Source organism: Pseudomonas sp. A125 (assembly GCF_055409485.1).
Map to the genome: position 1 here is coordinate 1 of NZ_JBUZVP010000022.1, position 23,266 is coordinate 23,266.

15 protein-coding genes and 1 pseudogene are annotated in these 23,266 nt (G+C 54.3%); 9 read left to right on the forward strand and 7 right to left on the reverse strand.

What is annotated here, in order from left to right; genetic code table 11:
* Nucleotides 1-428: 428 nt before the first annotated feature.
* On the forward strand, nt 429-1,277 hold the full coding sequence (locus tag ACZRN6_RS25400) for a hypothetical protein (protein ID WP_078465736.1): 849 nt from the start codon (nt 429-431) through the stop codon (nt 1,275-1,277).
* Nucleotides 1,278-1,351: 74 nt separating this feature from the next.
* Nucleotides 1,352-3,502 (forward strand): hypothetical protein, encoded by a 2,151-nt coding sequence (locus tag ACZRN6_RS25405; RefSeq protein ID WP_078465735.1) that lies wholly within the window; start codon nt 1,352-1,354, stop codon nt 3,500-3,502.
* A gap of 8 nt (nt 3,503-3,510) precedes the next feature.
* On the opposite strand, the gene ACZRN6_RS25410 is transcribed toward ACZRN6_RS25405, so the two are convergent.
* Nucleotides 3,511-4,044, reverse strand: coding sequence for an RNA chaperone Hfq (locus ACZRN6_RS25410; protein ID WP_161952139.1), 534 nt, complete (start codon nt 4,042-4,044; stop codon nt 3,511-3,513).
* A 349-nt stretch (nt 4,045-4,393) separates the two neighbouring features.
* Complete coding sequence (locus ACZRN6_RS25415) at nt 4,394-4,819, reverse strand: hypothetical protein (protein ID WP_153045938.1); 426 nt, start codon at nt 4,817-4,819, stop codon at nt 4,394-4,396.
* Nucleotides 4,820-5,106: 287 nt separating this feature from the next.
* On the opposite strand from ACZRN6_RS25415, the gene ACZRN6_RS25420 reads away from it, so the two are divergent.
* The 3 genes from ACZRN6_RS25420 to ACZRN6_RS25430 all read left to right on the forward strand — a co-directional run bounded on the left by ACZRN6_RS25420 (nt 5,107) and on the right by ACZRN6_RS25430 (nt 9,000).
* The gene (locus ACZRN6_RS25420; RefSeq protein WP_078465733.1) at nt 5,107-5,463 is read left to right on the forward strand and encodes a hypothetical protein; all 357 of its coding nucleotides are present in this window, start codon (nt 5,107-5,109) and stop codon (nt 5,461-5,463) included.
* 219 nt (nt 5,464-5,682) lie between these two features.
* Nucleotides 5,683-6,954, forward strand: coding sequence for a phospholipase D-like domain-containing protein (locus ACZRN6_RS25425; RefSeq protein WP_078465732.1), 1,272 nt, complete (start codon nt 5,683-5,685; stop codon nt 6,952-6,954).
* Nucleotides 6,955-7,500: 546 nt separating this feature from the next.
* Entirely contained in the window at nt 7,501-9,000 is a 1,500-nt protein-coding gene (locus tag ACZRN6_RS25430; RefSeq protein WP_078465731.1) for a Fic family protein, read from the forward strand.
* 1,213 nt (nt 9,001-10,213) lie between these two features.
* On the opposite strand, the gene ACZRN6_RS25435 is transcribed toward ACZRN6_RS25430, so the two are convergent.
* Nucleotides 10,214-10,387, reverse strand: a complete 174-nt coding sequence (locus tag ACZRN6_RS25435) for a hypothetical protein (RefSeq protein ID WP_161952138.1) — start codon at nt 10,385-10,387, stop codon at nt 10,214-10,216.
* Between the two features lie 118 nt (nt 10,388-10,505).
* Nucleotides 10,506-11,759: a hypothetical protein gene (locus ACZRN6_RS25440; protein WP_078465730.1), complete on the reverse strand. Its 1,254-nt coding sequence runs from the start codon at nt 11,757-11,759 to the stop codon at nt 10,506-10,508.
* 689 nt (nt 11,760-12,448) lie between these two features.
* Here ACZRN6_RS25440 and ACZRN6_RS25445 point away from each other — a divergent pair.
* Both ACZRN6_RS25445 and ACZRN6_RS25450 read left to right on the forward strand, forming a co-directional pair.
* The gene (locus ACZRN6_RS25445; RefSeq protein WP_078465728.1) at nt 12,449-12,748 is read left to right on the forward strand and encodes a hypothetical protein; all 300 of its coding nucleotides are present in this window, start codon (nt 12,449-12,451) and stop codon (nt 12,746-12,748) included.
* 51 nt (nt 12,749-12,799) lie between these two features.
* On the forward strand, nt 12,800-14,068 hold the full coding sequence (locus ACZRN6_RS25450; protein WP_078465727.1) for a hypothetical protein: 1,269 nt from the start codon (nt 12,800-12,802) through the stop codon (nt 14,066-14,068).
* 16 nt (nt 14,069-14,084) lie between these two features.
* Here the strand turns inward: ACZRN6_RS25450 and ACZRN6_RS25455 are convergent, their stop codons facing one another.
* The 3 genes and pseudogenes from ACZRN6_RS25455 to yejK form a co-directional block, all read right to left on the reverse strand.
* Nucleotides 14,085-14,846, reverse strand: coding sequence for an SIR2 family NAD-dependent protein deacylase (locus tag ACZRN6_RS25455; protein ID WP_078465726.1), 762 nt, complete (start codon nt 14,844-14,846; stop codon nt 14,085-14,087).
* Between the two features lie 103 nt (nt 14,847-14,949).
* A complete protein-coding gene (locus ACZRN6_RS25460; RefSeq protein ID WP_169904219.1) occupies nt 14,950-15,174 on the reverse strand; it encodes a hypothetical protein in 225 nt (74 codons plus the stop codon).
* 514 nt (nt 15,175-15,688) lie between these two features.
* Nucleotides 15,689-16,423: pseudogene (gene yejK, locus ACZRN6_RS25465) on the reverse strand (nucleoid-associated protein YejK); the annotation flags it as partial.
* Between the two features lie 346 nt (nt 16,424-16,769).
* Here yejK and ACZRN6_RS25470 point away from each other — a divergent pair.
* Together ACZRN6_RS25470 and ACZRN6_RS25475 are read left to right on the forward strand one after the other, a co-directional pair.
* Nucleotides 16,770-21,638: an AAA domain-containing protein gene (locus ACZRN6_RS25470; RefSeq protein WP_115284475.1), complete on the forward strand. Its 4,869-nt coding sequence runs from the start codon at nt 16,770-16,772 to the stop codon at nt 21,636-21,638.
* Nucleotides 21,631-23,205, forward strand: coding sequence for a hypothetical protein (locus ACZRN6_RS25475; RefSeq protein WP_115284358.1), 1,575 nt, complete (start codon nt 21,631-21,633; stop codon nt 23,203-23,205). Before ACZRN6_RS25470 ends, ACZRN6_RS25475 begins: the two co-directional genes overlap by 8 nt.
* Nucleotides 23,206-23,266: the final 61 nt, after the last annotated feature.

Genomic DNA, 23,266 nt, shown 5'->3' on the forward strand with positions numbered 1-23,266 from the left:
CACCAGCAGTAGGTGAAGCATCAACCAGATAATCCGATGAGATGCCGGTCTGTCTCACTCTCATGCAAAGGTAAGATCAACCATTTAATCCGCTTACCCATTAATTTCCTCAGATTGGGACTGAATGCTCTGTGAAGGGTTTCACAGACGAAGGTGTCAATGTACTATCACTCCCCGAAGCCAATAAATTGGCTCATAAAGTTTGGCGTGCTGGGAATTATCCCGCCGTCAGACACACGTGTAGAGGGGGAGACCTGGTCTCTCTGCCTGTAGTTGACGGCACCGACGGCTGGGAAATATTTCCCCGCTACTCGCTAGGGAAGGTCGTACCCATTTTTTGGGCGCGGCCTCCGTCCCTGTCTTGTCTGCTATAAGGCCGAGTCCAGTCAATGGACAGCCCCCTCACAAATAAATGTAGGGGGTGAGCAGTGCACAATCAGATTCTGGACCTGAATCCGAAATTGGCTGATAAGGCTAAGGCAGCCGAAACGGCAGCCTTGAACGATTTCCACGAGAAAGTCGTCAAGCTATCTGAAACCTTCTCTATAAAGGAGACGGCCCGACTTCTTCGTGTCAGTACCGGATTTCTGAGGACGCACTCAATACAGCGCGGGGTGACGTTTGCCGATCGTGAAAGCCGCACCCCTGCAGAGAAGCGTAAAGTCAAAAAGCTCTGGGATCACTATCTGATCCACTATGAGACCCGCCAGGTCCAAGCCCCTACCCCATTTGTTAAGCCCGGTGACCTAGCCATCAATCCCGGTCTGGAGCTCAAAAGCCGCCGCGCCTGGGTCAATGGTCAAAATGCGTTCCTCGCCCGTTGTGTCGAACTTTCTGAACTGTTCACCGTTGCAGAAGCAGCTGACATCCTTAAGGTCAGCCATCGCTTCCTCAAAACCTACGCATACAATGAGCAAATCACATTCGTTGGCGGCCCTTCGCTGGATGTGAAGAACGAGTTCTATTGCCGAGCTGAGAAGCTCGCTGCGGACAAAGCGCCGATCCAGGCAGCTGCCCAGACCCTCAACGTCACCACTCGGTTCCTCACAGGATTTGCCAAACACTGGCAACTGCCCTTCATCTTCCCTGAGTCTGTCGATTCCGCCGCCGAATCCGACGATATCTCCTTTATGGAAGACATGTGCATCGACGAGGACGGTGATGACGAACTTGTAATGTCGGATGCTGATTCCGACAGCGACTCGGTCACCTCCTCCCCTTACTACGACCGGCCGACGAATAAGCAAGCTTACGGCTCTTCGTACGCTCAGTTCTAAATGGCCCATACGCCTGGGAATCCAGAAGTCTGGCGTTAGGTTGGGCTTCTCCCCTTCCTAACCAAGGACCAATCATGGACGCTGCCGTAGAAACTGTTTCAACTGCTGATACCGAGCTTTGTGTTACCGATATCTCGATTTCTGATCAGATTAACGGTAGCGGAGACTCCCAAGAGAGTGACGGAAGGCTCCGTCTCAGCTACATAGTGCCACCAGCATTCCGGCAACCAATGGTAAATCAGGCAGCCTGGACCACTTGGTATGGCTCTCCAAAGGCCATCGCTGACGTTACCGATGTTTTGATGCGGTTACGTAGCCCGAAGCTCAATAACGTTCGGGGCCTAGCCACTTTCAACCTGCCCAAAGGGCGGAGTGTGCCCCCGGCAACGATAATGCTTAGTTTTCTGGGCGTTGCCGAGCACCGGCACATTGTGGCCGAGGTTATGGGGGATGAGTTCGATCGCATTGACTTAGGCTCCAAGCTTGAGTTCAACCTCGGTCAGCTGCTTGGTAATAAGGCCCGCGATCAACTGCGCACCATGGCACAAACCTCCGCTGCTACTGATCTTGTCAGCCATATTGAAAGATGCTTCCCGATCATGCGCAGCCTTTTCCAGGCAGGCGTATTTTACCGTGAGCTTGCACTGCCGCTTTTATACCTGGGAGCACTGAAGGATCGGCTTGCAGATAGCTCTCAGAAGCTTAATCAGACCGATCGCTTTCGCATTGATATGGCTTTGTCTGTCTTGCTCAATGCACTGCCATCGCCGTTTTCTGGGGTGATCCTAGGAACCTGTGAGTCGATTCTTAAAGTGTTCCCTGAGCAAGCGGCCAAGGAAGAACGGTTGATCGCCAAGCGGGGTCCAATGGACCCTGCTGTGCCGCTTGCTGAGCAAATGTCTGAGAACGGGTTTGCAAGCCTCGTCCAAGAGGTTGTGACGTTCCACTACAGTTCGAGCGCAGGTCGAAAGCAACCACTCCCAGCCTTGCTCAATGCCGCCGAAGCAGCAGCTTTAGCCTTAAGTCCCGGCGAAAACGTGCTGACTATTGTATACAAGCAATTCTGTGATGACTTTGCACTCCCTCGATGGAACGCGCTCACTGAGTCATTGCAAAAGCATGCAGGATCGATGGAGGTGCCCTTTGATCACAAGGCTCTCCCGAGGGACCTCATCGGCCGGGCAATTGAGCAGCCTAAAGGTCACACCTGTGAAGCCGTCCAATTGCTTCGGGGGCTTATCCAGTTCAACCATGCGCATATGGATGTCGAAGCTTTCACAAAACGCGCAGATAAGCAGTTAGCCAAGGCCCGCGAGTTGGAGTCACAGATCTCAACGTTGGGCGCGAACCTTACCGCGAGCGCGATGATCAAGATCGCCAGCCTGGCTCAGGCCGGCAGCGAAGAGATCATGGCCAACCGTAATTGGTTCAAAACCGAGGTCGAAAGTCTTTCACCACTGGTACGCACCTGGCAGCGGTTCTATGAGGAGTGGGATCGTTTGCTGCGTAAAGGTTCGCCTGGTCCAAACAAGCACGCCGCTTCCTTGGCGGTCGTCGAGAAGCTCCACAAGCAGCCTGCAGCTCCTACAGCGACCTCACCAGAGGTTGAAGACCTTCAAACCCAAATTGAGACTCTTAAGGGCCTGCTTGAGCAGAAGGACATCGACAGCAACGAGATGCGTGTTGAGCTCTACAACCTGCGGCTTTTCAAGGAAAACCTGGGTCTGCCCGTTCACCGGCCTGAACCGTTGGCTTTGAACATGGACATGATGCGTCGCGTAGCTATGCGTGACTCGATTACGCCCACGGACGTACTCATGTTCATCGAATCTGTTTCTGAAGGGCGCGTTGTGGTGCTGGATTCTGCTTGGAAGTCTGCCAAAGAGGCGGCGTCTTTCCAGCAGACCGGGCGCATGCTGGACGTTATCACCACGATGGTATTTCCGTATTACGATTCGCTTATGGCCGGCAATCCCGACTCGACGGCACGGGCCATTCTCGGCAACTCGTACTCAGCAAACGAATCTGAAACTGTTAGCTCGCATCGCCGTCTGCGGGCGCAGCGCGAATTTGAATATCAGGGCGAGATCCATTTCTTCGAACGTCACCTCAAGGCTGGCAATGGCGCTGGTCTTGAGGGTATGCGAATTCACTTTGATATCATCGATGGCAAGGTAGTGATCGCCTACACCGGGCCACACCTGGAGTGCTCATCTAGTAACTGATCGAAGCATCAATTACCGTCGTCGCCCTTTACTTCAGATGGCGTCGACGGTTTATCTTTTGGGGCGACCATCTTCGACCTCATAGTCTTCTTCACCGTCACCTCCACTGCGCCCGGTGCCTTTTTCGGGACTGTTGGTGTTGGACTGGCTTTCCCGCAAAGGGCAGGTCTTGGTTTGCGAATTGGTGCAGTGCCCACCTGTGCGCTTGCAAGCATCTCGGCTTTCTTTTTCTTGCGCGCTTTTTTACGGGTGATGTGATTCCCTCTCCCTTTGTACTCAAGGAAAAGTGGCAATATTTCTTCTGCGCGAACGAGAGCAATGTAGGACTTCGGGATCATCTTAGGGATTTTCTCTACGCGCGTTGCGCCTAGGAGAATGCACTTCCGGTCGTGATCCACGATCTTCCCCTGCAACGCTCGACCTGAGTCGAGGTAGACCTTGATTAGAATTTCGTTGCGCTGACAATAATCTAAAAAACGATCCTGCTCATTTGTCGACCGATCGTGTTGGGGTATAGCTCGATCGGAATGCTCGTTCGTCATGCGGCCGTCCTGGTCGCTAATTTTTCTGGCCATCGTTCATATGGACACCTGCATATGGACACCTGTGAACGTCAATGCACACATAATACGACCGAAAGTGATGGCATAACAGTGCGCGCCGCGAATTGGGCACGGCAAATGGCCACACATCCACAGTTTTTGGTGGTATTCCGTCAAAACTAAAAATTCTTCAGTGAGGTGATTACCAGCCGTGCTGTGGCTTAGGTATTGGTCAAGGCTGAAGGTTCGGCTCCTACAAACAATATACCTATTATTCGTAGGAAATGTCGTACACACAGTGTAGATCAATTGGCTGCAACCCGCGTCGCACGGGCTTTGCTACGGCACCTCAGAATGGATCGCGTGGCCTTGGCGTAACCGACGCAGCAAGGCTATCAATAATCAAGATCAGTTCAATCAGGTCGCAGTATGGGACGCAGCCTTCGCCGTATTTTTTCCATATGAAGGACTTCAGCCCCTCAGGCCAGTCCTCCATCATGTAAAGGGCTTGGTTTGAAACCATACCTAAACGCCGTTCAGTTTCGTTCGGTGAGCAATCCCTAGGTCCAATGGTTTTGTGCACCCGTACCCAAAGAGACTTGAACCCGTCTCTATACGACTCTGGAGCATCATCAAATGGCGTCCTGAACTGATCCGAGTCGACTAGTGCAACATCGGATTTTGGCTCAGCACTCTGTGAATCAATCGAACTCAATGGTGTCGTTGATTTCTGATTACGCCGGCGCTCTAGGTATGGCTGGAATGCAATGATCATCGGACCTCGCGTGCTGTCGGATTGTGGCCTACGGCTCCCCGAGATTCTCAAGCTAACCCAGCTGTCCGCAACCCAAACCTCAATCTCGAATTTGGTTGGGGTGTTTCGGGTTGCTGGCTAAATTTGCCCGGTTATTCTCCTCTAAGACCTTCAGCATCGCCTGAAGCGCTTGTCTCTCCGTGCGGGAACTCGTTACCGCCGGCCTCAAGCGAACCGTCATAAATAGCCATTGCTGGACTGTGGCTCAATCAATATGCGGGCTTGGTGCCCAGCCTAAAGGAATGCCAATGTTAGTATCGATGATCGGAGCTCTCGCTCAACCTGTTGCCTTGGCCATGTCTCTGTATTCCAGCGCCGAGTCGCTCACTACGGTGATGCTGCACCAGGAGGCCCCTGTTGCAAAGGTAGCCACAGTAAAGGCTGTTGCAGCTACCAAGGAAGAGCTTTCTGAAATTACTGCCCCGGGCATCCAGCTCAGCCAATACCTGACACCAGCTGGCAAAGCCTCAATGTGTGCTGCATTGGCCCAGACACTGGGAACTAAGAGCACGTCGGCAGCTATGAATCAGGCCATGCGTGACTGTTACCCCGAAGCCTCCAACACCAAGGGTGTTGAGAGCACTATCTCAACGAAGGCCCTCTGACAGGCCACCTAAATGTCCATTGGCGCATGGGTCTTCACTTTTCAGGCTCATGTCGCCTCTCACTCGATCTAGTCAGATATGCGAGCCATCAATTATTGAATTTAGTCCTAGCCCTGCTGGATAGCACCCCCTCCAGCTTACGGAGGGTCCTGACTTCGTTTTTCTGCGGTAACTAGCGGCCCATGTAAACTGGCTGTTCACAGCAGCTAGGTTTTCGGCATGCCCACCTTTCCCGTCCACACCAATGGGCCTTCCAAGGACTACGTCCTTTCGGCCTATAGTCTCCTACTTGAATCCGCTTCAGTGCTAAGGCTCGCTGCGCCGTATTTCAATCGATCTGATGAGATTATCAAGGCCGCGCGCCGCGGTGCGACCGTACAGCTTCTAGTTGGCCTCAACTCGGCAACTCATCCAGGCGAACTGGCGAAGGTTGTCGCCGAACCCAACTGTACGGTGCATTACTTCACAGATGGCTTCCACTCAAAGGTTTTCATTGGAGATGACAATCAGGCAATGCTTGGATCAGCGAATCTCACTCAGGGAGGACTGGTCCAAAACCGCGAAGCAACGATCACGCTGGATCAGCCCCACGACGAGGCTCGCATAGCTGCGCTGCTACTGCATTTCGCCGAGCTTTGGGATGATGCAGCCATATTGACGCCGGCAGAGCTCAGCAAGTTTCGAATTATCTGGGAATCGGCAAAGAAGTTGCCCTCTGCAGACGCCCTGTTCGACAAGGGCCTGGCCCCCGTCACGCCTACCAACGTTTTGGTAGGTAGTGAAAAGAAATCACCACAGCGCCTATTCCTGGCTGACATGCAAAAGCTCATTTACAGCCAGTACATGCCCGCGTTTCGTGAGGTTGCCTCATTCTTGGAGAGTGGTGGGTATCGTCGACCTGAGCTCGCTAGTTTGGATATTTCGGCTGAAACCAACAGGTTCCTAAACTGGTGTCGCCTTACTCTGATTCTCGATGATGAAACCTGGAAGGAAGCGCCGGAGCTGGACCCGGCGGCGCGGCTTACAAAATTGGCGTCGATCTCTCAAGCGTGGGTAGATACGAGGGATCCCCGTATTGAGTCCGGCTACGTAAGTTCACAAAACCTTCTGCACCAGGTGTTTGGATCACCTGAGGCTATAGGTCAAAGCAGTCAGGAGCTGCTTACAGAGGGACTGCTGCAGGTGCATGCCTTCTCGGAGTTACTACGGTTTACCCGCGGGGGCTTGGCTCAGCTACCTGTGGTCTTTTGGAAGGACAACGGCGGCGACGTCACCCGGGTGAAAGCAAGCCTTACACATCTCCTATATGGGAAGGACGACTTTGCCGTCAGGATCTGTGACTTGCTGTGGTCTGAGAACTACAGACTGTCCAAAATTGGGAAGTTCTGCTCATTGGAGCTTGTCGGGATGGTCAAGCCTCACGAGGCGCCTCCAATCAACAGCAGGATGGCCAAGTCCCTGAAATTTCTAGGGCACAACGTCCGGGTTTAGGCCAGACCAACCACTCGACGCTCGACCGCTCCCAAAGCGAGCCATCCGGACTATCCCTGTCAGCATATGTCCGACTCACTGAATCGGGCAGTGTCAGCTTGGCATCGGCCACTGAGTCAATTCGGGGGCAGCGCCAGTGACTGAGTGAGGATTGAGCCGCCACGCTGCGCCGGGTGTGACTGCAAACTCCGGCTGCGGAGGTTCCAATCATGGGACTGCGCTCCGGCGCTTATGTCCTGCACATCAACGCTGTGAAAGTTGCTTAGCCGAGCAACCGAGACTTGGGCCTGGCAGGACGCGAAACAAAACACGTTACCAGCCCTCTTTTCGCTGATGTCAGGCTGCCATGCTTAAATCGTTGCCGTAATACAGCCGACAGGTAAACACACGACGACCACTACACAGATTCCCGTCGCGCCGATATGCGAAAGACCTAAAAAACGTGGTTCTGCGCCCATTTTCGGTTAATATTTTCTGAGTGATCTGGGCATATTTTAAGAAAATTCTGGCTCTGTTAAAAAAATCTAGCCAAAGACAGGGGGAATAATGGGAAATATGGTGGGTTACGCCCATTTGATCAATGAGATGAGGCTGAAGGCTATCGGGGTAAAGAACCCAGCACTCGTTCAACCCGTCACCCGCATTGAGCGGATCAACGGCGCGCTTGCAGTACCGCAGGCGGTTGCGCCGGAGGCTGGGGATTTTCTCGCCCACATCATCTTTGCGCTCAAACATGAGGGCGTCAACCTCTCTATTTTGGCGCAGGCTCTGCCTCGCATTGAAGCTCGAATCCTTGTCGAGGCCATAACCCAATCTCCCAGCAGCGGCTATCTGCGCAAAGTCTGCTTCCTCTGGGAAGCCTATTCCGACTTATTACTGGACTACACGGACAAGCCTCGGGGCCCTGGCGTCCTGCTGTTTGATCCAGAGCGGTACATCACGGGCCCATCGGTGCGAAACAACCGCTGGCGCGTGGACTTCAATGGTCTTGGGACGCTCCAATATTGCGCGACGGTAGAACGCACGCCTGAGGTTCAGGCCCTGCTTGAATACGACATTCTCGGCCGTTCGAAAGAGTTCATTGCCTCCTTGCCTAAGGAAATGATGGATCGCGCCATAAACTGGGCGTACCTGAGCGAAACAGATTCTTCATTTGCGATTGAAAAGGAAGCACCAAGCCAGCAGAAGTCAGAGCGTTTTGTTCAATTACTGCGCCAGGCACATGACCGCCAGCCGCTTACCGAAGACTACTTGGTTTCTTTGCAAAACAATGCGATTTCCCAACCGCTCGAATGGGCGGTGGCCTTCCGGCATGAACAAAACCACCTGACCAACTCCTTTCGAGGAGCGGCGGGGGTCACCTATATCCCCCCCCCTCCAGATCTTTGCCGGGAGCTGATGTTCGAACTCATGGCCTTCGCAAACCGTGCACCCTTGGAGCTTGACCCGCTGGTGGCCGCCGGCATTGCCTCATTCGGGTTCGTCTTCTTGCACCCCTTCATGGATGGGAATGGGCGACTGTCGCGCTTCTTGATACACCAGGCATTGTGCTGCAGTGGTGCGCTGGAGAACGGCTTGTTACTTCCTGTCTCCGTGGCCATGAAACGAGAGGAGCAACGCTATCTAGAAGCTCTGCAGAGCTTCTCAAAACCTGCACGGCAATTCTGGGACGTTCGTTGGATCGATGCCGACAACATGTCGCTTAACTTCACCGGCGACCCAAGCCTATATCGCTACTGGGATGCGACTGAGTGTGTGGCCTTCACGCTGGAAATGGCCAAGCGGGCATTGGAAGTCGAACTTAGGGAAGAAACTGAGTATTTGCAACGATACGACACCTTGCTCAAGGTGGTTAATGACAACTATGACGTGCGCGGCAACCTCTTGAGTAAGCTGATTATGCAGTGCTTAGACCAGAACGGGGTCGTATCAAAGGGTCGGCGCAAGCAATACAACGGGTATATCCAAGAGGAGGTTTTCGACTTCCTGGAAGGTCACGCCCAGGCCCTTCTGGCAGAAGCCTACACAGAGCCCGACGACGAATAGTTCAGCCCAAACCTTAACCCAGGGTACATAGCATTCTCGGCCCCCTGAACCACGCCTTGCCGTGTGACCTACTAAATAAAGTCTGTCGGAAACCGGTGTTGAGGCACCCAATGCATCGCGCCATTCAACGCACCTAAGGCTCTGATTTATAGGGTAAGCGGCGGATTTCAGCGACAGCATTCAAATGCTCTGCGACAGACTTTATTTCGTGGCTACACCTGGCGACAGTGCCACCCAAAGCGTTACCACTAAATAAATAACATCATAGCAAAGCGGCCCTATTTTCCTATGGCACCCCTCGAACTACCTGTTACATCTCCTGTGAAACGCTCTTCCTTTAAAAGCGTCCTACCCGGCCGGCCCAGGTGCACGCCGCACAGGAAAAGCTGGGGGAGAAGCAGAAAGAAAAGGGCCTGGCGACAGCCAGGCAAAGGAAAGAAAGGAAAAGCGGTTAATCAGAATGGTGGGTAGGTTCAGGCCCAGCAAATCTGGGGGAATTAGGGTTTTGGAGATGTTAGGAGGTGCGCCAGATGAAGCAGATCTCCCCCTGCTATGATGTTTCGTTTTAGGTCGGTTTTGGCATAAAACCCGAGAAAATTGGTTATATGGAGATATTCGGTTTGGAGGTGCACTGGCGGTTCAGACCCGTTGTGAGCCTCCCGCCAGGCGAATTGAAACGGCCTTGGCCATCAGCCAGGACTGCTTACATTTTCTGTATCTTTCGATTTTTGTAAGGTGGCTGGCCATCCGGCAGGACTAAACAATAAAGGTTGTCACAAACAGTGTGCACCCCGCTCTGTTCGGACAACTAACTGTCCTCAACCACCCGGCAAGTGTAGGTTTGGCCTAGTCAGAGGGGGTGTTGTGACAACCTTTATTCTTTCTAGTCGTGCGGAAAAGTGGCTGGTCAGCCAGCAGGGCGAAACAATAAAGGTTGTCACAACCAGGGCACCCCGCTCTGCTCGGACGGCTAACTGCCGTCAAGCAGCAGGACAGCCTATGTTTGCCCAGTCAAAGGAGGTGTTGTGACAGCCTTTATTCTTTGTAATCGTGCGGAAAAACAGGTGGGCTGATGTCAGAGCCACTCCTGGTGGGCCAGCTTACAAGGGGGGACACACGTTTCGCCGGGGCATCGTCGATAACCTCTCCCTTTCAGCCCGCCGTGGAAGGTTAATGTTGTGACGTCCTTGGTCATGATTTGTATGCTCCACGTTCAGTTATCCAGCCTGGCAGGCACTGACGAAGGTCCATATGTTTTTAGGTTGGCGACAAGGACATTGATCCTGGCCAACGCTGCTGATTGTTCAGTTGCAGGTGCATTCAGGGCTTGTGCTTTGACCTCGGCAACTAGCAGTGCAATTGGCTTGTTCGGCTGTTCGGTGGACATGAGACGTTCCTATTGGTACGGCCGCACTAACATAACGGCACCTGGCGTTCTGCCCACCTGGGCGATGTGACACGGCCGCTGACCGGTTGGACGTGGAGCGTCATGATGAATGAGGCTGTCAGCCTAGCTTGTCTGAGTGTATGAACGCATTGCCGTAGTTAACGTCCTCGTACGGGGCAGCCATTGCAATGCCCGAAGCGCGCGTCATGTCGCAGTACATCGCCAGTAACCGCAGCGTCGTTTTTCTCATTGTCGAATGGCTGCGGTATAGGGTGTCTGGATTGATTCTGAGGCCGTAATCAGAGAGCCGGCATTGCACGAAATCAGTGAGAGTGTGCCGATTGTCATAGGCACTGAAGACCGCAGGGACCTTGAGATCCGAAAGCCTCACCGTTCCGGGGTTGTTGGGGTATTGATTCCTAGCGGCATGGGCATACTCGACCATCAGTTGTTCATGAACCATGCCCGCCCCCAAAATGCCCAACCAGCTGCCCAGGGTCCCGGTGTGCATCCGAAAACGCACCTTCCGCTTGCTCCATTCGGCGAAGAACCCCTGAACCTGCAATGGATCTTCAAGATCCCGCCAGCAGATCAGAGGGATGCCACTCAGGCTTTTCTTGTTGAGTGCTTCATTGAAATGCCTTTGAATATCCAAAAGGCGATCGACCGTTTCTTCTGTCAGGCTGAGATTCCGCATACGGAGGTATACGGCGCTACCCTCATCCTTGCTAATCATCATGTTGAAGGCGTGGACAATCATCTGGTAATCGGCGAGCAAGGCTATGCGTGTAATGAAGGAATCGCTGAATTCATCCGTGATTCGATCCGGATTGTTCTTGGTTACCGGCAAAACTCCAGAAACGATCAGCCAACAGTAAACACCTAATGGCGCGTCTTTGAACTCACTGACAAAGCATCGTGTGAGCAGATCTCGCCTGACTAGAGGCGAGTAGCCAGCGAACTCCCCTATCAATACCTCAGCTATCTCCAATGCAGGATTGGCCAAAACCCCAGTGCTTTTTTCCGTAACCACAGTCATGTAGGCCATCTGGTAGTCATTCCAGAAGTTGTCGACTGCTTCAATCTGCTCAGAGGAAAGATTTGGTGGCGGAGGTACATTCGGATTTACCTGCATCAACTCCTCGGTGGTGTTGGCCAGGCTCACCTCAAGGATGAAAAACACCAAATGCTTTATGACTTCAGCCTCTCGGCCCGAATGCCGGCACTCGACCATTTGCGTGACCCGCTCAACAATCCTTCGGAGCTGCGAGCGTTCTTCGGCATCCATGCCTACGTGAACGACCAAATCGTTGAAGAAGACCAAATCAAGAAAATCCAGACCTGCCCTATGTGCCTTGGTCATGCGCGGCATGTGCCCTACCCTTTTTTGTCTGCCTCTGAGACACCAACCGCTACACCCGCGCCAGCCGCAGCACCTAATACTGCTCCGGTCGAAGCCACTACAGTGGCGCCTACCGCCATTCCACCACCGCCTGCGGCGAGAGCCCCTCCTCCAACAGCCGCCAGTGAGGCGTTTGTCAACGCAACGCCTGTGAGTGAGCTAATCGCTGTCCCTGATGCCGTTGCGCCCAACAACCCTGCAGATCCGGCGGCTGCGGCGAGTGGACCTGCAAAAGCCAGCGCTGTACCACCAGTGGCCAGCGTACCAAGGCATACCAATGCGGCTTTGCCAGGGTTTTCGACCACGATGTCGACCGCAGATACTGCTAGATCACCTACAGTGCCAACCGCGCTGCCAACCAAATCAAAAAGCGAGTCAAAAAAAGACATGTTGAACTCCAGGTTACGCTCGAAAGACATTTCCGAACGGCTTGGAGGCAATTCTGTTCTGACGACATGAGGCTGACTATTGCGAAAAATGTAGTACCTTTTCCTACACTAGCACAGCGCAGAAACCAGCACGTCCAAGATCAATCAGCTAGGCCACCCGAAATAACGGGGCATTCGTGTTACTGAAATCCCGAGTGAGCGGTTGGCTATGTGCGCCAGATAAGGACGTTAGAATGTCCCGTAATACACACTGACGAGGACACCAGGACTATGCTCGAAATCAACCCATCTTCAGAGACCAAGCAACGCGTCGATGACCTCTATTCCGCCGCCTGTAAACACGGCACAACCTATGAGGCCGTCGTCCACTCTACGTTCTGCGATTCGATGCTGGATGAGTTTTCCGATCAGGAGTCTGACAAGCCCGCTTTCGCTTATGCGCGTGAGACCTATGGATATCAAACCCAAGAGGAGCTCCGGGCGACTCAAGCAGAAGACTGGGATAACGGAGTTTGCTCGCACGGCTTGGATTCTATGACCTGTCCCGCCGGGTGCTTTGAGCAAGACTGATCCTCGATGGCGGTACACGAATAACCGAAATAGACAGGACTTAAGGCAACCATGGAACTCAACCCCTATCGCAAGCGATTTGAGGCCGCATCTGCGGCTCTACTGGTAGCCAAAAAGAATGTCGAAGAGCAGCACACTCTCCTCGGGTGGCTCCACTGTTTTAACGAAGTGGAGGCCAAGGCGTCACTTGAACTAGCGCGAGCGCGAGTGGGGACAATTCAGAAAGAGTTGAACTCAACTCGTATGGGTAGCCCCTACCTTGCGACCTGGGCGCCACTATCTGTAAGTGAAATCATAAAGCTGCGCCTGTTTGGCACAATACCCCATCCAAAATGTGAGTCGAAGCCGAAGGTAGACACTGAGCGTGAGGCTAAGATTGCCAAACTCGAGTCTGAGCTCAAAATTCAGATCGGCGCCGTCGAGAAAATCTACTACCAGATCCAGTTCCATAAAACCTTGGACTGGCTAGAGGCAGATGCCGAAATCGCCACCTATAACCGCCAAGTCGCAGACCTTGAACCCGACGTCGCTAAACTCGATGCGGATGTCAGACGGTTTGACGAGCACCTGGTGGATCCGCTGCGTGAAATGAAAAAGCTAACCGGTGAGTTGGCCTTGGCTATCGAGGCTCGGGCGTCTGCGGCTGAATTTGACCTTCGGTTCAAAGCTGCACCGGACGCAATTAGCCGGCGGGTCGTACAGCAACAATGCTTCAACCTGTTTGGGCTCGAAGACACGGATAAAGCTGTCCGTATCAAAACCGGTCAGGTGGAGTCTCTGCAGCGCAATCTTGCAAAGGTTGAGACACGAATTGCTGAGTTGCAAAAGCGTGAAAGCAGGGGCATTACCCGCCTTGTCATCGATGGCACAAACCTCTGCTATCGGGGCAGGAACCCGAATCGCAAATTCATCGGTGTGGTTGCACTCACTCACCTGGTTCCGACCCTTCAGCAACTGTGGCCTGGCGTCGAGATCATAATCTGCTTCGATCCGGGGACTTTGAAGAACTCGGCGAAACTTTGGCCAGATGGTGAAAAGCATTTCCATCACTCAGTTCAGATCCACGAGATCGCACCAGGACACAAAGCAGATGAGAGCATCATCGAACTCGCAAGTGGTGAGACTGAGTACATCTTAAGCAATGATACGTTCCGAGACTTTCAGAATCGTCCTCCTGTCAAAAAAGGCCGCGTATTCAAGGCTGACATCACGACAAACGACATTCTGGTAGTGGAGCTCGCGGCACACGCTAGATTCGGCTCTTCCCAGAGTGTGCCATTCAACGCCATTCCTCTTAAAAGCCCTGAAGCGTCAGCATGATCGTGAAGTTTGCCGGTCAGTTGAATGCCCTGGCCAGCAACTGCGGCAGTATCACCCCGCCCTTCCCTACCAACGAGATTTCATTCTCACTGGACACAGCTACCCGGTCTGGGTTGATGTGAATCACTACGGCGCCGGAGCTTAGCGCCTGCTTTGGCAGCGCGGCCGCTGGATAGACCGCTCCGGATGTTCCGATCGACAAAAGCACATCGCACTCAGCAACAGCCGCAACTGCTGCCTCCCATACGTCCAGGGGCAGCGATTCACCAAACCAAACGACCCCCGGCCGGCACAACCCTCCACACTCAGGGCAAACCGGCGGTTCAATACGGCTTCCATAACCAAGGTTATAGCCATCAACATCAGGGACATCCATAGGGATTGCGCACTCGAAGCACCGCGGACTGCTCAGACTCCCATGCAGGTGAAGCACGTTCTCTGAGGAGGCCCGCTCGTGAAGAGAATCAACGTTTTGAGTAACGATGGTGATTTTTGAAACAAGACGACCCAGCTGGGCGACCGCTGCATGACCCGGATTGGGCAGCACGCTTTGCGCCTGGGCCCTTCTCCATTCATACCAACCCCAAACAAGTGACGGGTCTGCCTTAAAGGCTTGTGCTGTGGCCAGGCGCTGAGCATCGAATCGCTCCCACAGTCCGGTCAGTGCATCACGGAATGTGGCAATGCCGCTTTCAGAAGAAGCCCCAGCGCCAGTGAAGACCACGATCTTGTTGGCGCATTTGAGGTATGCAGCGGAAGTCTCTAAAAGCTGATTCATTGGCTTGTGCTCAACATTACGTTGGCCTAGCGGACCATGGACGGACTGATGGAATCAAGCGTGAGGTAACGACGCAGGAGAAACTTGAGGGCTTTAGAGATGACTACAGCTGGCCGCCCGCTTCAGGTCTTAGGCTTGAAAAGAGAGCAATAGCCTTCGGGTTTTTCTGCCGCACGGCGTACTCAAGGGCAACATACGCGGGTTCGCTGCGACCTTGGCTGAAGAGCAGCTGGGCCAGGTCGAATGCCGCATTAGCGTCTCCCTCCGCGTACTTCATGGTCAACTTCTGCTCCTGCAGGCTTGGCTTGCGAAGATCAGCTTTGGCCATACCCTTTTCTGGAGTTGGTTCGATGTGCTCAGTAGGCTTTTGTATCGATCCCGGTACCGGCCGGGGGGTGTGCGGTTGCTTTGGGATGGGCCTAGATAGCGTACGATGTGGATCAGGTTCCGGATGTACAAATGCCGCCTTTGGTATGGCCACCACCGGGGGTTGCATGGTGGCCAGGTCCATGTAGATCACTCTCTCCCGTGATAACGGGTGAGGAGTGTCGATCGGTACCCACCTGCTGGCTATCCCGTGATCGATCTTGTACCACTGCTGGGTTAGAGACTTCTCAATCACAGGAACATTTGGGTTCGCAGGGGAGCTGGAGCATCCAGTCAAAGCCAGGCCCAAGGCAAAAACGTAAAACACATTCATCTTTAATCTTCCAGATTGAAGAGAGCAGCGCCAGCGGAGGTAGACGGACACAGCTCCTCAACAAATGTCCGTCCTACTCCCCGGCTCTTGCCAGACTCAAGATCGAAGCCTTGAGCCGGACCGCCCACACTGTCGTTGAATGTCAGCCCTTCTGGTTGCGCTTGAGGGCATCAGTCAGTTGGGTTGGAAGGCTCTTGATCATCAGGGTGCCGGCAGTTTCGTCATATTCGATCTTCGAACCCAAAAGATGAGCTTCAAAACTGATCGAAAGCCCTTCTGCTCGCCCAGTGAATTTGCGGAATTGGTTGAGGGTGCGCTTGTCGGCCGGGATCTCCGGCGACAGACCGTAGTCTTTGTTACGGATGTGGTCGTAGAAGGCTTGCGGCCGATCCTCATCGATCAGCGACGACAGCTCTTCCAGGCTGACTGCCGCGCCTTGCTTCGTCTGGTTGACAGCGTATTCAACGAGGGTACTGACCTTCTCGCGGGCCGATTCCTCAGGGAGGTCTTCACTCTCCACAAAGTCGCTGAATGCCTTTAGCAGAGTCCGTGTTTCACCCGGACCGTCGACACCCTCCATGCAGCCGATGAAATCGCGGAAATATTCCGAAATCCTCTTACCGTTCTTGCCCTTGATGAACGAGATGTACTGCTTCGACTGCTTGTTGTTTTGCCACTCGGAGATGTTGATGCGTGCGGCCAGGTGGAGCTGGCCAACATCGAGGTGTCGCGAGGGTGTGACATCCAGTGTGTCAGTAACTGTGACGCCTTCGCTGTGATGCAACAGCGCAATGCTGAGGTAGTCGGTCATGCCCTGCACATAATGAGCAATGAGAACGTGCCCGCCGGTGGAGAGATTTGACTCTTCCATCAGTTCCGGAGCCTTCCTAACTGTTATATGTGGTTTGTATTCTATAAATCAGTTACTTACCAAGCGTAACTATTTATCGGAAGTTTCTTGCGAGGAAGTTATTTGCCCTTAACTCGAAAAAGACGGCAACTATATACGGAAATCCCTTCTGCTTGAGCCGCCGTCAATTAGAGCCCTGTTCCGTTCAGCTGGTTCAGCTGGTTCAGCTGGTTCAGCTGGTGCTTGATTCAAATCTAAATGTCTTTCGATGCGTGATGGCACAGCTCGTGAACGTGATGGCACAATGCATGCGTTGAGCGAGTCTTCAAGGGTCGATGGCTGGCGAATAAATCAGGATAGGGAGGTCTCAAGTTTGCATATCAACTATCTCAGCCCTCGAGGTGTTCTGGAGGTCGAGCATGCCGCCTTGCGCGAGCTCGAAGCGAAGCTACCCCGCGAATGGGGGGCCTATGCAGCATTTCGGTTGGTAACGCGAGGTTCCAAGCAACCCCTCGATATCGATTTGCTGTTACTGACAAACAATAGGATCCTGGTAGTAGAGTTGAAAAACTGGTCCGGCGACATTACGTATTCGTCCGGTCAGTGGTTTCATCGCGGGGCTCCCATGCCGTCGCCTGTCGATACAACAGACAACAAGGCTCGTGCATTGAAGCAGTTTATTCAGGGGAAGATTCCTTCCCTGAAGGTGCCCTTCATTGAGTCGCTGGTAGTGCTGTGTCATCCAAAGTGCCGGTTGATTAACTTCCCGGACGAGCAGCGGCGCTTCGTCACAACGCTCCCCGAGTTCGTGCATACGGCTTGCGACAGGACACGCTACGAGACGCGCTTCCCCGACGTTCCCTCGAAATGGAACTATCGCTCCTCAAACCCATTGCCCCACCGTCAGCAGTACAACTCTATTTTTTCTAATTCCAACCCGTCGGTGCTCAAACGTCGCACCGTGCTGCATGGGTTTGAGCAGATTGAGGACCAGGCGGACTACGTACATCCACGCAATATCTGGTCGGAGTTCCTCGCCGAGCACCAGGAGAACCGAAGTTCAAAAGCGTTGCTGCGAAAGTGGAATTTCGAAGAGCTTGCCACCGGCGGCACGTCCACCGTCGAGCGACAGACAATCGGCCTTCGCGAGCTACGCTTGAACGAGGCGCTGCGTGTCCAAGCCCCCGGGCTTCATGAAGACCTGCTAGAACCGATCGGTTCCGCGACGGCTGACGACATCACTACCAACTTCGTCGAAGCGTACCGACTTCCCACGGGTATTGAACGTCTCTCTGAGCACTTAGAGCGCAACAGCAACAAGAGCGAGCAAGACCGACGCTTACTGGCAAAAAGCATCCTGGCACGCTTCTCGAAACTACATGCACTGGGGATTGCTCATCGCGACATCACTAAACGTACGCTGTGGGTGCTCGAACCGTCCCGTGTGATCCTGTCTACATTTGCTGCCGCGCGAGTGCCCCAGGCACAGACCGTAGGCGTTCATCGTATCGAGCTAGAAACCGGGTCCATCGAACTGCCGGAAGATGAAGGCGTCGCCGCACAGGCTCGCTCAATTGATCCCTTCGCTCGCGATGTATTCCTGCTCGGGGTGCTCGTTTACGAGATGCTGGAGAGCCACGAGTTAGAACGGCTCAACAACGTACCGGTCTATGACGATGCAGTCACACTTGTCGTCCCAGCTCTGGCGCCGTGGTACGCCAAAGCCATGGATCTGGATCCTAAAACGCGCTACCGCAATGCTTCCGAGGCGCTCGACGCGTTGAACGACTGTTTGTCGGTTGATGCTGGACCAGAAGTCTGTGCTGAGGATTTTGAGGGCTACGAGACCGACGCCAGTCTAATAACCCTCCCCATTAAGCATAATATTTCGACTCATCCCACCAAGATGGTTTACGAGTCTGAGCAGAACGGTGAGCGGGTACTAGTGAAGTGCTGGCCACAACTCAAGTACGACCCGAAGTATCTAGCGCGCAACCTACGTGTGCTCGCCTTCCTCCAGCAAGCTAGGTCTATGCGGCAGTCAGGGTTCGATGCAGCCCCTGAAGTCTTGGATTTTGGCTTGAGCATGTTTGGTTTGATGCTGGTAACGCGATGGGTAGAAGGTCAGACGCTAACCGAGTGGCTGTCAAACAATCCAGAGGGGCGGCATCGCGCCCTCGTCGCGCACGCAGTACTCAATGCCGTGCAGCGTCTCCACGTCTTGGGGCTGTCCCACGGCGATGTGAAAGCGGATAACATCATCGTATCGCAGACGGTGGAGGCACAGCTGCCGCAGGTCGTGCTGGTAGACATCCCAGATCTAAGTGCCGATGGAGACGAAGGAGTAACGGTTGGTACGGTGCCTCCGGCTCTGGAGTGCGCATCCTCGCTTCACCGTGACGCGTTTGCAGTGTGCACGCTTGTATTGACACTGTTGCCTGAGGATTTCGCGGCCACGCGAAGCGACGTGAATCGGGCCATTGAGCTGGTAGACACATTGCCGCCGCTGGACTTGCTGGCCGAGACGCTGCAGGACGAGCTTTACCCAAAACAGCGTTCAATTTCGACGTTCAAGGCAACCCTAAAGCGCCGCGGTCGTAATGGTTCTTCGTCTTTGGACCTGGTCTCCAACAATGGCGAATATTCGGTACGCGCGACCCGGCATGCCGAGACTGGACACGTTCGATTCAACATCGTCGGGGTGCGACAAGAGCTCTATATTAAATACGACCCAAAAGAGGACGCTGTGCTTGGCTCCGCGGTTAAGGATGTCGACCATATCGATTTCGTCAGCGCCCACCGCAGCAAGGCGTTCTCTCTAAACGGGGAGATTCACGTCACCTTTGCAGAGGAGGCCGACGTCACTGCACTCGCCGGTTTGCTGTACGAACTCTACCGCGCGAATGTTCTGGAAGATCTGGAAGTCAATGAAGCGGTTGCGGCACTCGGTGCCGACCCCTACGCCCGCCAGTCCGGAGGCTCGTCCACGCAAAGAGTATCGGCAACAGCGCTCTGGACCGCGCTATCCGATACCGATGAGATGAACGTCACGAAGATTACGGTGCGGCAAGGGGCGAAGCAATTCTCGCCGGATAGCGAGGAGTGGGTCATCCCCTTCGACTGCGAGGCGGGCGTACTCGATTTCTCGGAGGGCGAAGGCATCGAATTGATGGAACGCGGCGTGGACGCCATCGACGGCAGCGACCGATGGTTTACTGTCGGCTGGGTCTCACCCGACCTTGGACGCGACGTGATGCGGGTGCGCTCCAAAAATATGCGCTTCTCGCCGAAGACAGGAGACACCTTGCACGTCCGCGGTACTTTCGAAAAGGCAGCGTCTGAGCGGCGGGTCGCAGCAATGAAGCGGGTGCTCGCGGGCGGAGGCCTCATTCCTTCGCTTGTTGACTACTTCGATCCGGATACAGAGCGAATGCCGAAGTGCCACGTCGCGATTGACCTAGGTGACCTCAGTAAATACGAACTGAACCCCTCCCAGGCAGAGGCATTGCGGACCGCTCTATCCTATGGACCAATTTCACTGCTGCAGGGGCCGCCAGGAACGGGGAAGACCAAATTCATTGCGTCGTTTGTTCACCTGCTGCTGTCGCGAGGGCTGGCTCATAACATCTTGCTGGTCAGCCAATCACATGAGGCCGTGAACAATGCCATGGACAAGGTGGCTGGTTCGCTGCGTGCGTCGAGCATGGATGTGCCTATGGTGCGTGTCGGCCTTCAATCAATGGTATCGCCCGGACTCCGTAACGTCCAAGAGGATTCGCTACGTCAGCGCTACCGCGAAAGCTTCGACGCGGAAATCACGGATCGTGTGCGAGCGGCGGGCGTGGCTATGGGGCTTCCAGAGGGCTACGTGCGCTCCGCAACGAAGCTTCACATCACACTGGGTCCGATGCTCCAAAGCATTGACCGTCTCATACACACGATAGACGAGACCGATAGTGAGGGCCCCTCGGCTAAGGAGCATTTGCGACGGCTCAGGCGGGTGTTCGTCGAGGTCGCGGAGCGTCAGTTCGGCATTCATGCATCGACCGGAAATGACGCGGCTAGCCTACGTAACTTAATAGGCCAAAAACTCGAATCGTTGGCTCAACAGCACGGCTCACCGAGTCCGGCTAAATGCGCTCGGTTAGAGCAGATCGCTCTTCTATCGATGGAGTTTTCCCAGGTGCTACGTAGCCCACGCTCCAACTACACCGCTTTCCTCGCGCGCAGCTCCAGCATTGTGGCAGGCACCTGCGTAGGCGTTGGCAAGCAGGCACTGGGCATCACAGAAGTTCCCTACGACTGGGTCATCGTCGACGAGGCCGCACGGGCATCCCCGATGGAACTCGTTGTCGCGATGCAAGCGGGAAAGCGCGTGCTACTGGTGGGCGATCACCTACAACTGCCGCCGTCGTACCCCCGTGCCGTTGAGGACCAAGCGTCGGCCCTACTGGGAATGCAGCGAAAGGACTTCCGGCGGATGAACAATTTCCAACGTGCGTTCTCATCGAATTACGGCCAGTCGGTGGGAAGAACATTACGCGTGCAATACCGTATGGCGGAGCACATTAACCGACTCGTATCGCACTGCTTCTACGCGGATGCACTTGAGGTCGGACGCGCGCCTCCAGGAGCAGAGTACGAGAAGCTGCCCGAATTTCTCGCCTCGCAGGTTGTGTGGGTAGATACCCAAGATCAGGGCCGAGAGGCCTTCCACCGTCCGGCTGGTACCCACGAAGGTGCGCTCGTGAACGAGCAGGAAGCCTTGGCCGTCGTGGAAGTGGTTCGAGCAATCCTAACCTCAGCTGGTTTTTTGGAGGCGGTCCAAGCGCAGGAAGGTGACCATGAGCCCATCATCGGAGTCATCGCCATGTACTCCGATCAGCGCGATATGATCCGGGAGAAGCTCGAGCAAGCTGAATGGGCATCTGGGCTTCGTCACTGCTTCTCAGTTGGTACTGTTGACAGCTACCAAGGCAAGGAGAACCGTATCATCGTGCTTTCGGTTGTGCGCAACGACACCAGCGAGAACGTTGGTTTTTTAAGCGATCCAGAGCGCATCAACGTTGCCATGTCTCGATCAAAGGATCGGCTTGTGATCGTGACCTCCTCGGCAATGTGGCGTTCCCGGACGGAAACGCCGATGAAAAACGTGCTCGACGAAGTCGAACGCCTCGCGGAGAAAAAACTGGCCACGTTTGTACCATCCAAAGAACTGAAGCGGAGCCTGTCCAATGCGTGAGCGTTTCAACACCGTCGCAGTAGCGATTCCGGCGCAGCTTTTCAACGTGCGCTGTCATGTCTCAATTGACCGCCAGGTTCCCGTCATGACGGATTTCGCGGTGCGCTTACTGCACCTAAGCGGTCCTCTGGAGGTTGGCGCGCTGCGGGAGTATTTTGGCCTCTCCGCGAGCGAGGTTCGGAATCTGCTTGAACTCTTGCGAGAGGAAGGTCTCGTTGGCGAGACCAACGGACGCATCTCACTAACCTCCTATGCCGAATCGCGCTTCGCGGGTTCATCAGAAGGAATGCCGCGCTTCACAAAAATCGCTGAGCGGCAAAGCCGACCCGTCTTCGAGCTATTGAGTTACACGCCACTGCCCAAGGCGCTATCGAGTAGCTACTGGGACAATGCCTTGGAGCTTAATTGGAACACCGACGACCCCACAGCAGGCAAGACAATTGATAGGGCGGAGGCCGCGTTCCACAAGCATTTCCTAGATATCGAACGCTTCGAACAGGAAGATGAAAACAAGCGTGCTTACGCTTGTTACAAAGTGGACGAGATCCGCGCTGGGCGCCCGTTCAGCGTCCCTCTTCCCGTCCACTTCGAAGTAGACGTTGAGGGCAACGTCGCGTTTGAGATCGACACGCAGCTCGAGCTTCTGCCTGAGTCACTACGCTCGCAGGTCCGGACCCTAACATCCGACCGGATCGCCGCCCTCTCAACCCGGACCAACCACCTGCGCACTTTCATCGAACTCTTCGACGATGAACTGCTCTCGCGATATTTGCTGACGGCGCAGGCTAATGGGGAGAAGACCGCATTGCTTAAACCCGACGGGCGGATCGGCCTGCGCAAAGACCAGGTGATCGACTTCGGGCGGTATGTACGTGATGTGCATGGCCAGGCGAACGGCGAAATGTACGATGCCGGCAATAGCCAAGCGCTTCTTGGCGCCCCATATATGCCCAAATGCCAGTCGCGTTTTTTGAATGGACTGAGTAAGGCCCTCGCGGAATCCAAGCGGGCTAAAAACATTGAGCGGCCAGCGGCTATCTTCTGGGCAATCCCGGATTCTGATCTATGGGGGCGCACTAGCCTGGTTCGCGATCTTATCAACGGCATCCAGGCTGCGCTTAAGGAGAGCTTGGGTACAACGCTGGAAGTCGTTGCCATTGCGCCCTGCCGCCAAGAGGAACATAGGGATCGCCTCGTCAAGCGCGCACGTCATCTGCTCGATGCAGGTTTCAGTCGCGTATTTCTAGGTCCATATCAACCCAAGCAGGAGTGTTTCGAAGTTTTATTGATCCCTGGCATATTCGGCGCGGCGACGTACCAGTGGGTAGTGCCAAGCGCAGACCGGTACAACGTGCCCTTAGGGTTTGTGAGCCAGTCCGATGCAAAGCTGCAGAAGATGGTTGAGTTTATTCAGGTTGTCTTGACGTCGTCGCTCTATGGGTCAGGTCGGAGAAACGGCAGCACTCCTGAAGGCCGCGGGTTCTGGTTCAACGACGCAGATGTGAGCGATTTCTCTCTTCTTGATCGCTCTGTCACTACACCACGAGACCCTAATGAATTTATGTAGCAATAGTGTTCATGGCTTGGCCTCCACATTGAGGCAGGGAGAGCGTGGCTCAGTCACTATT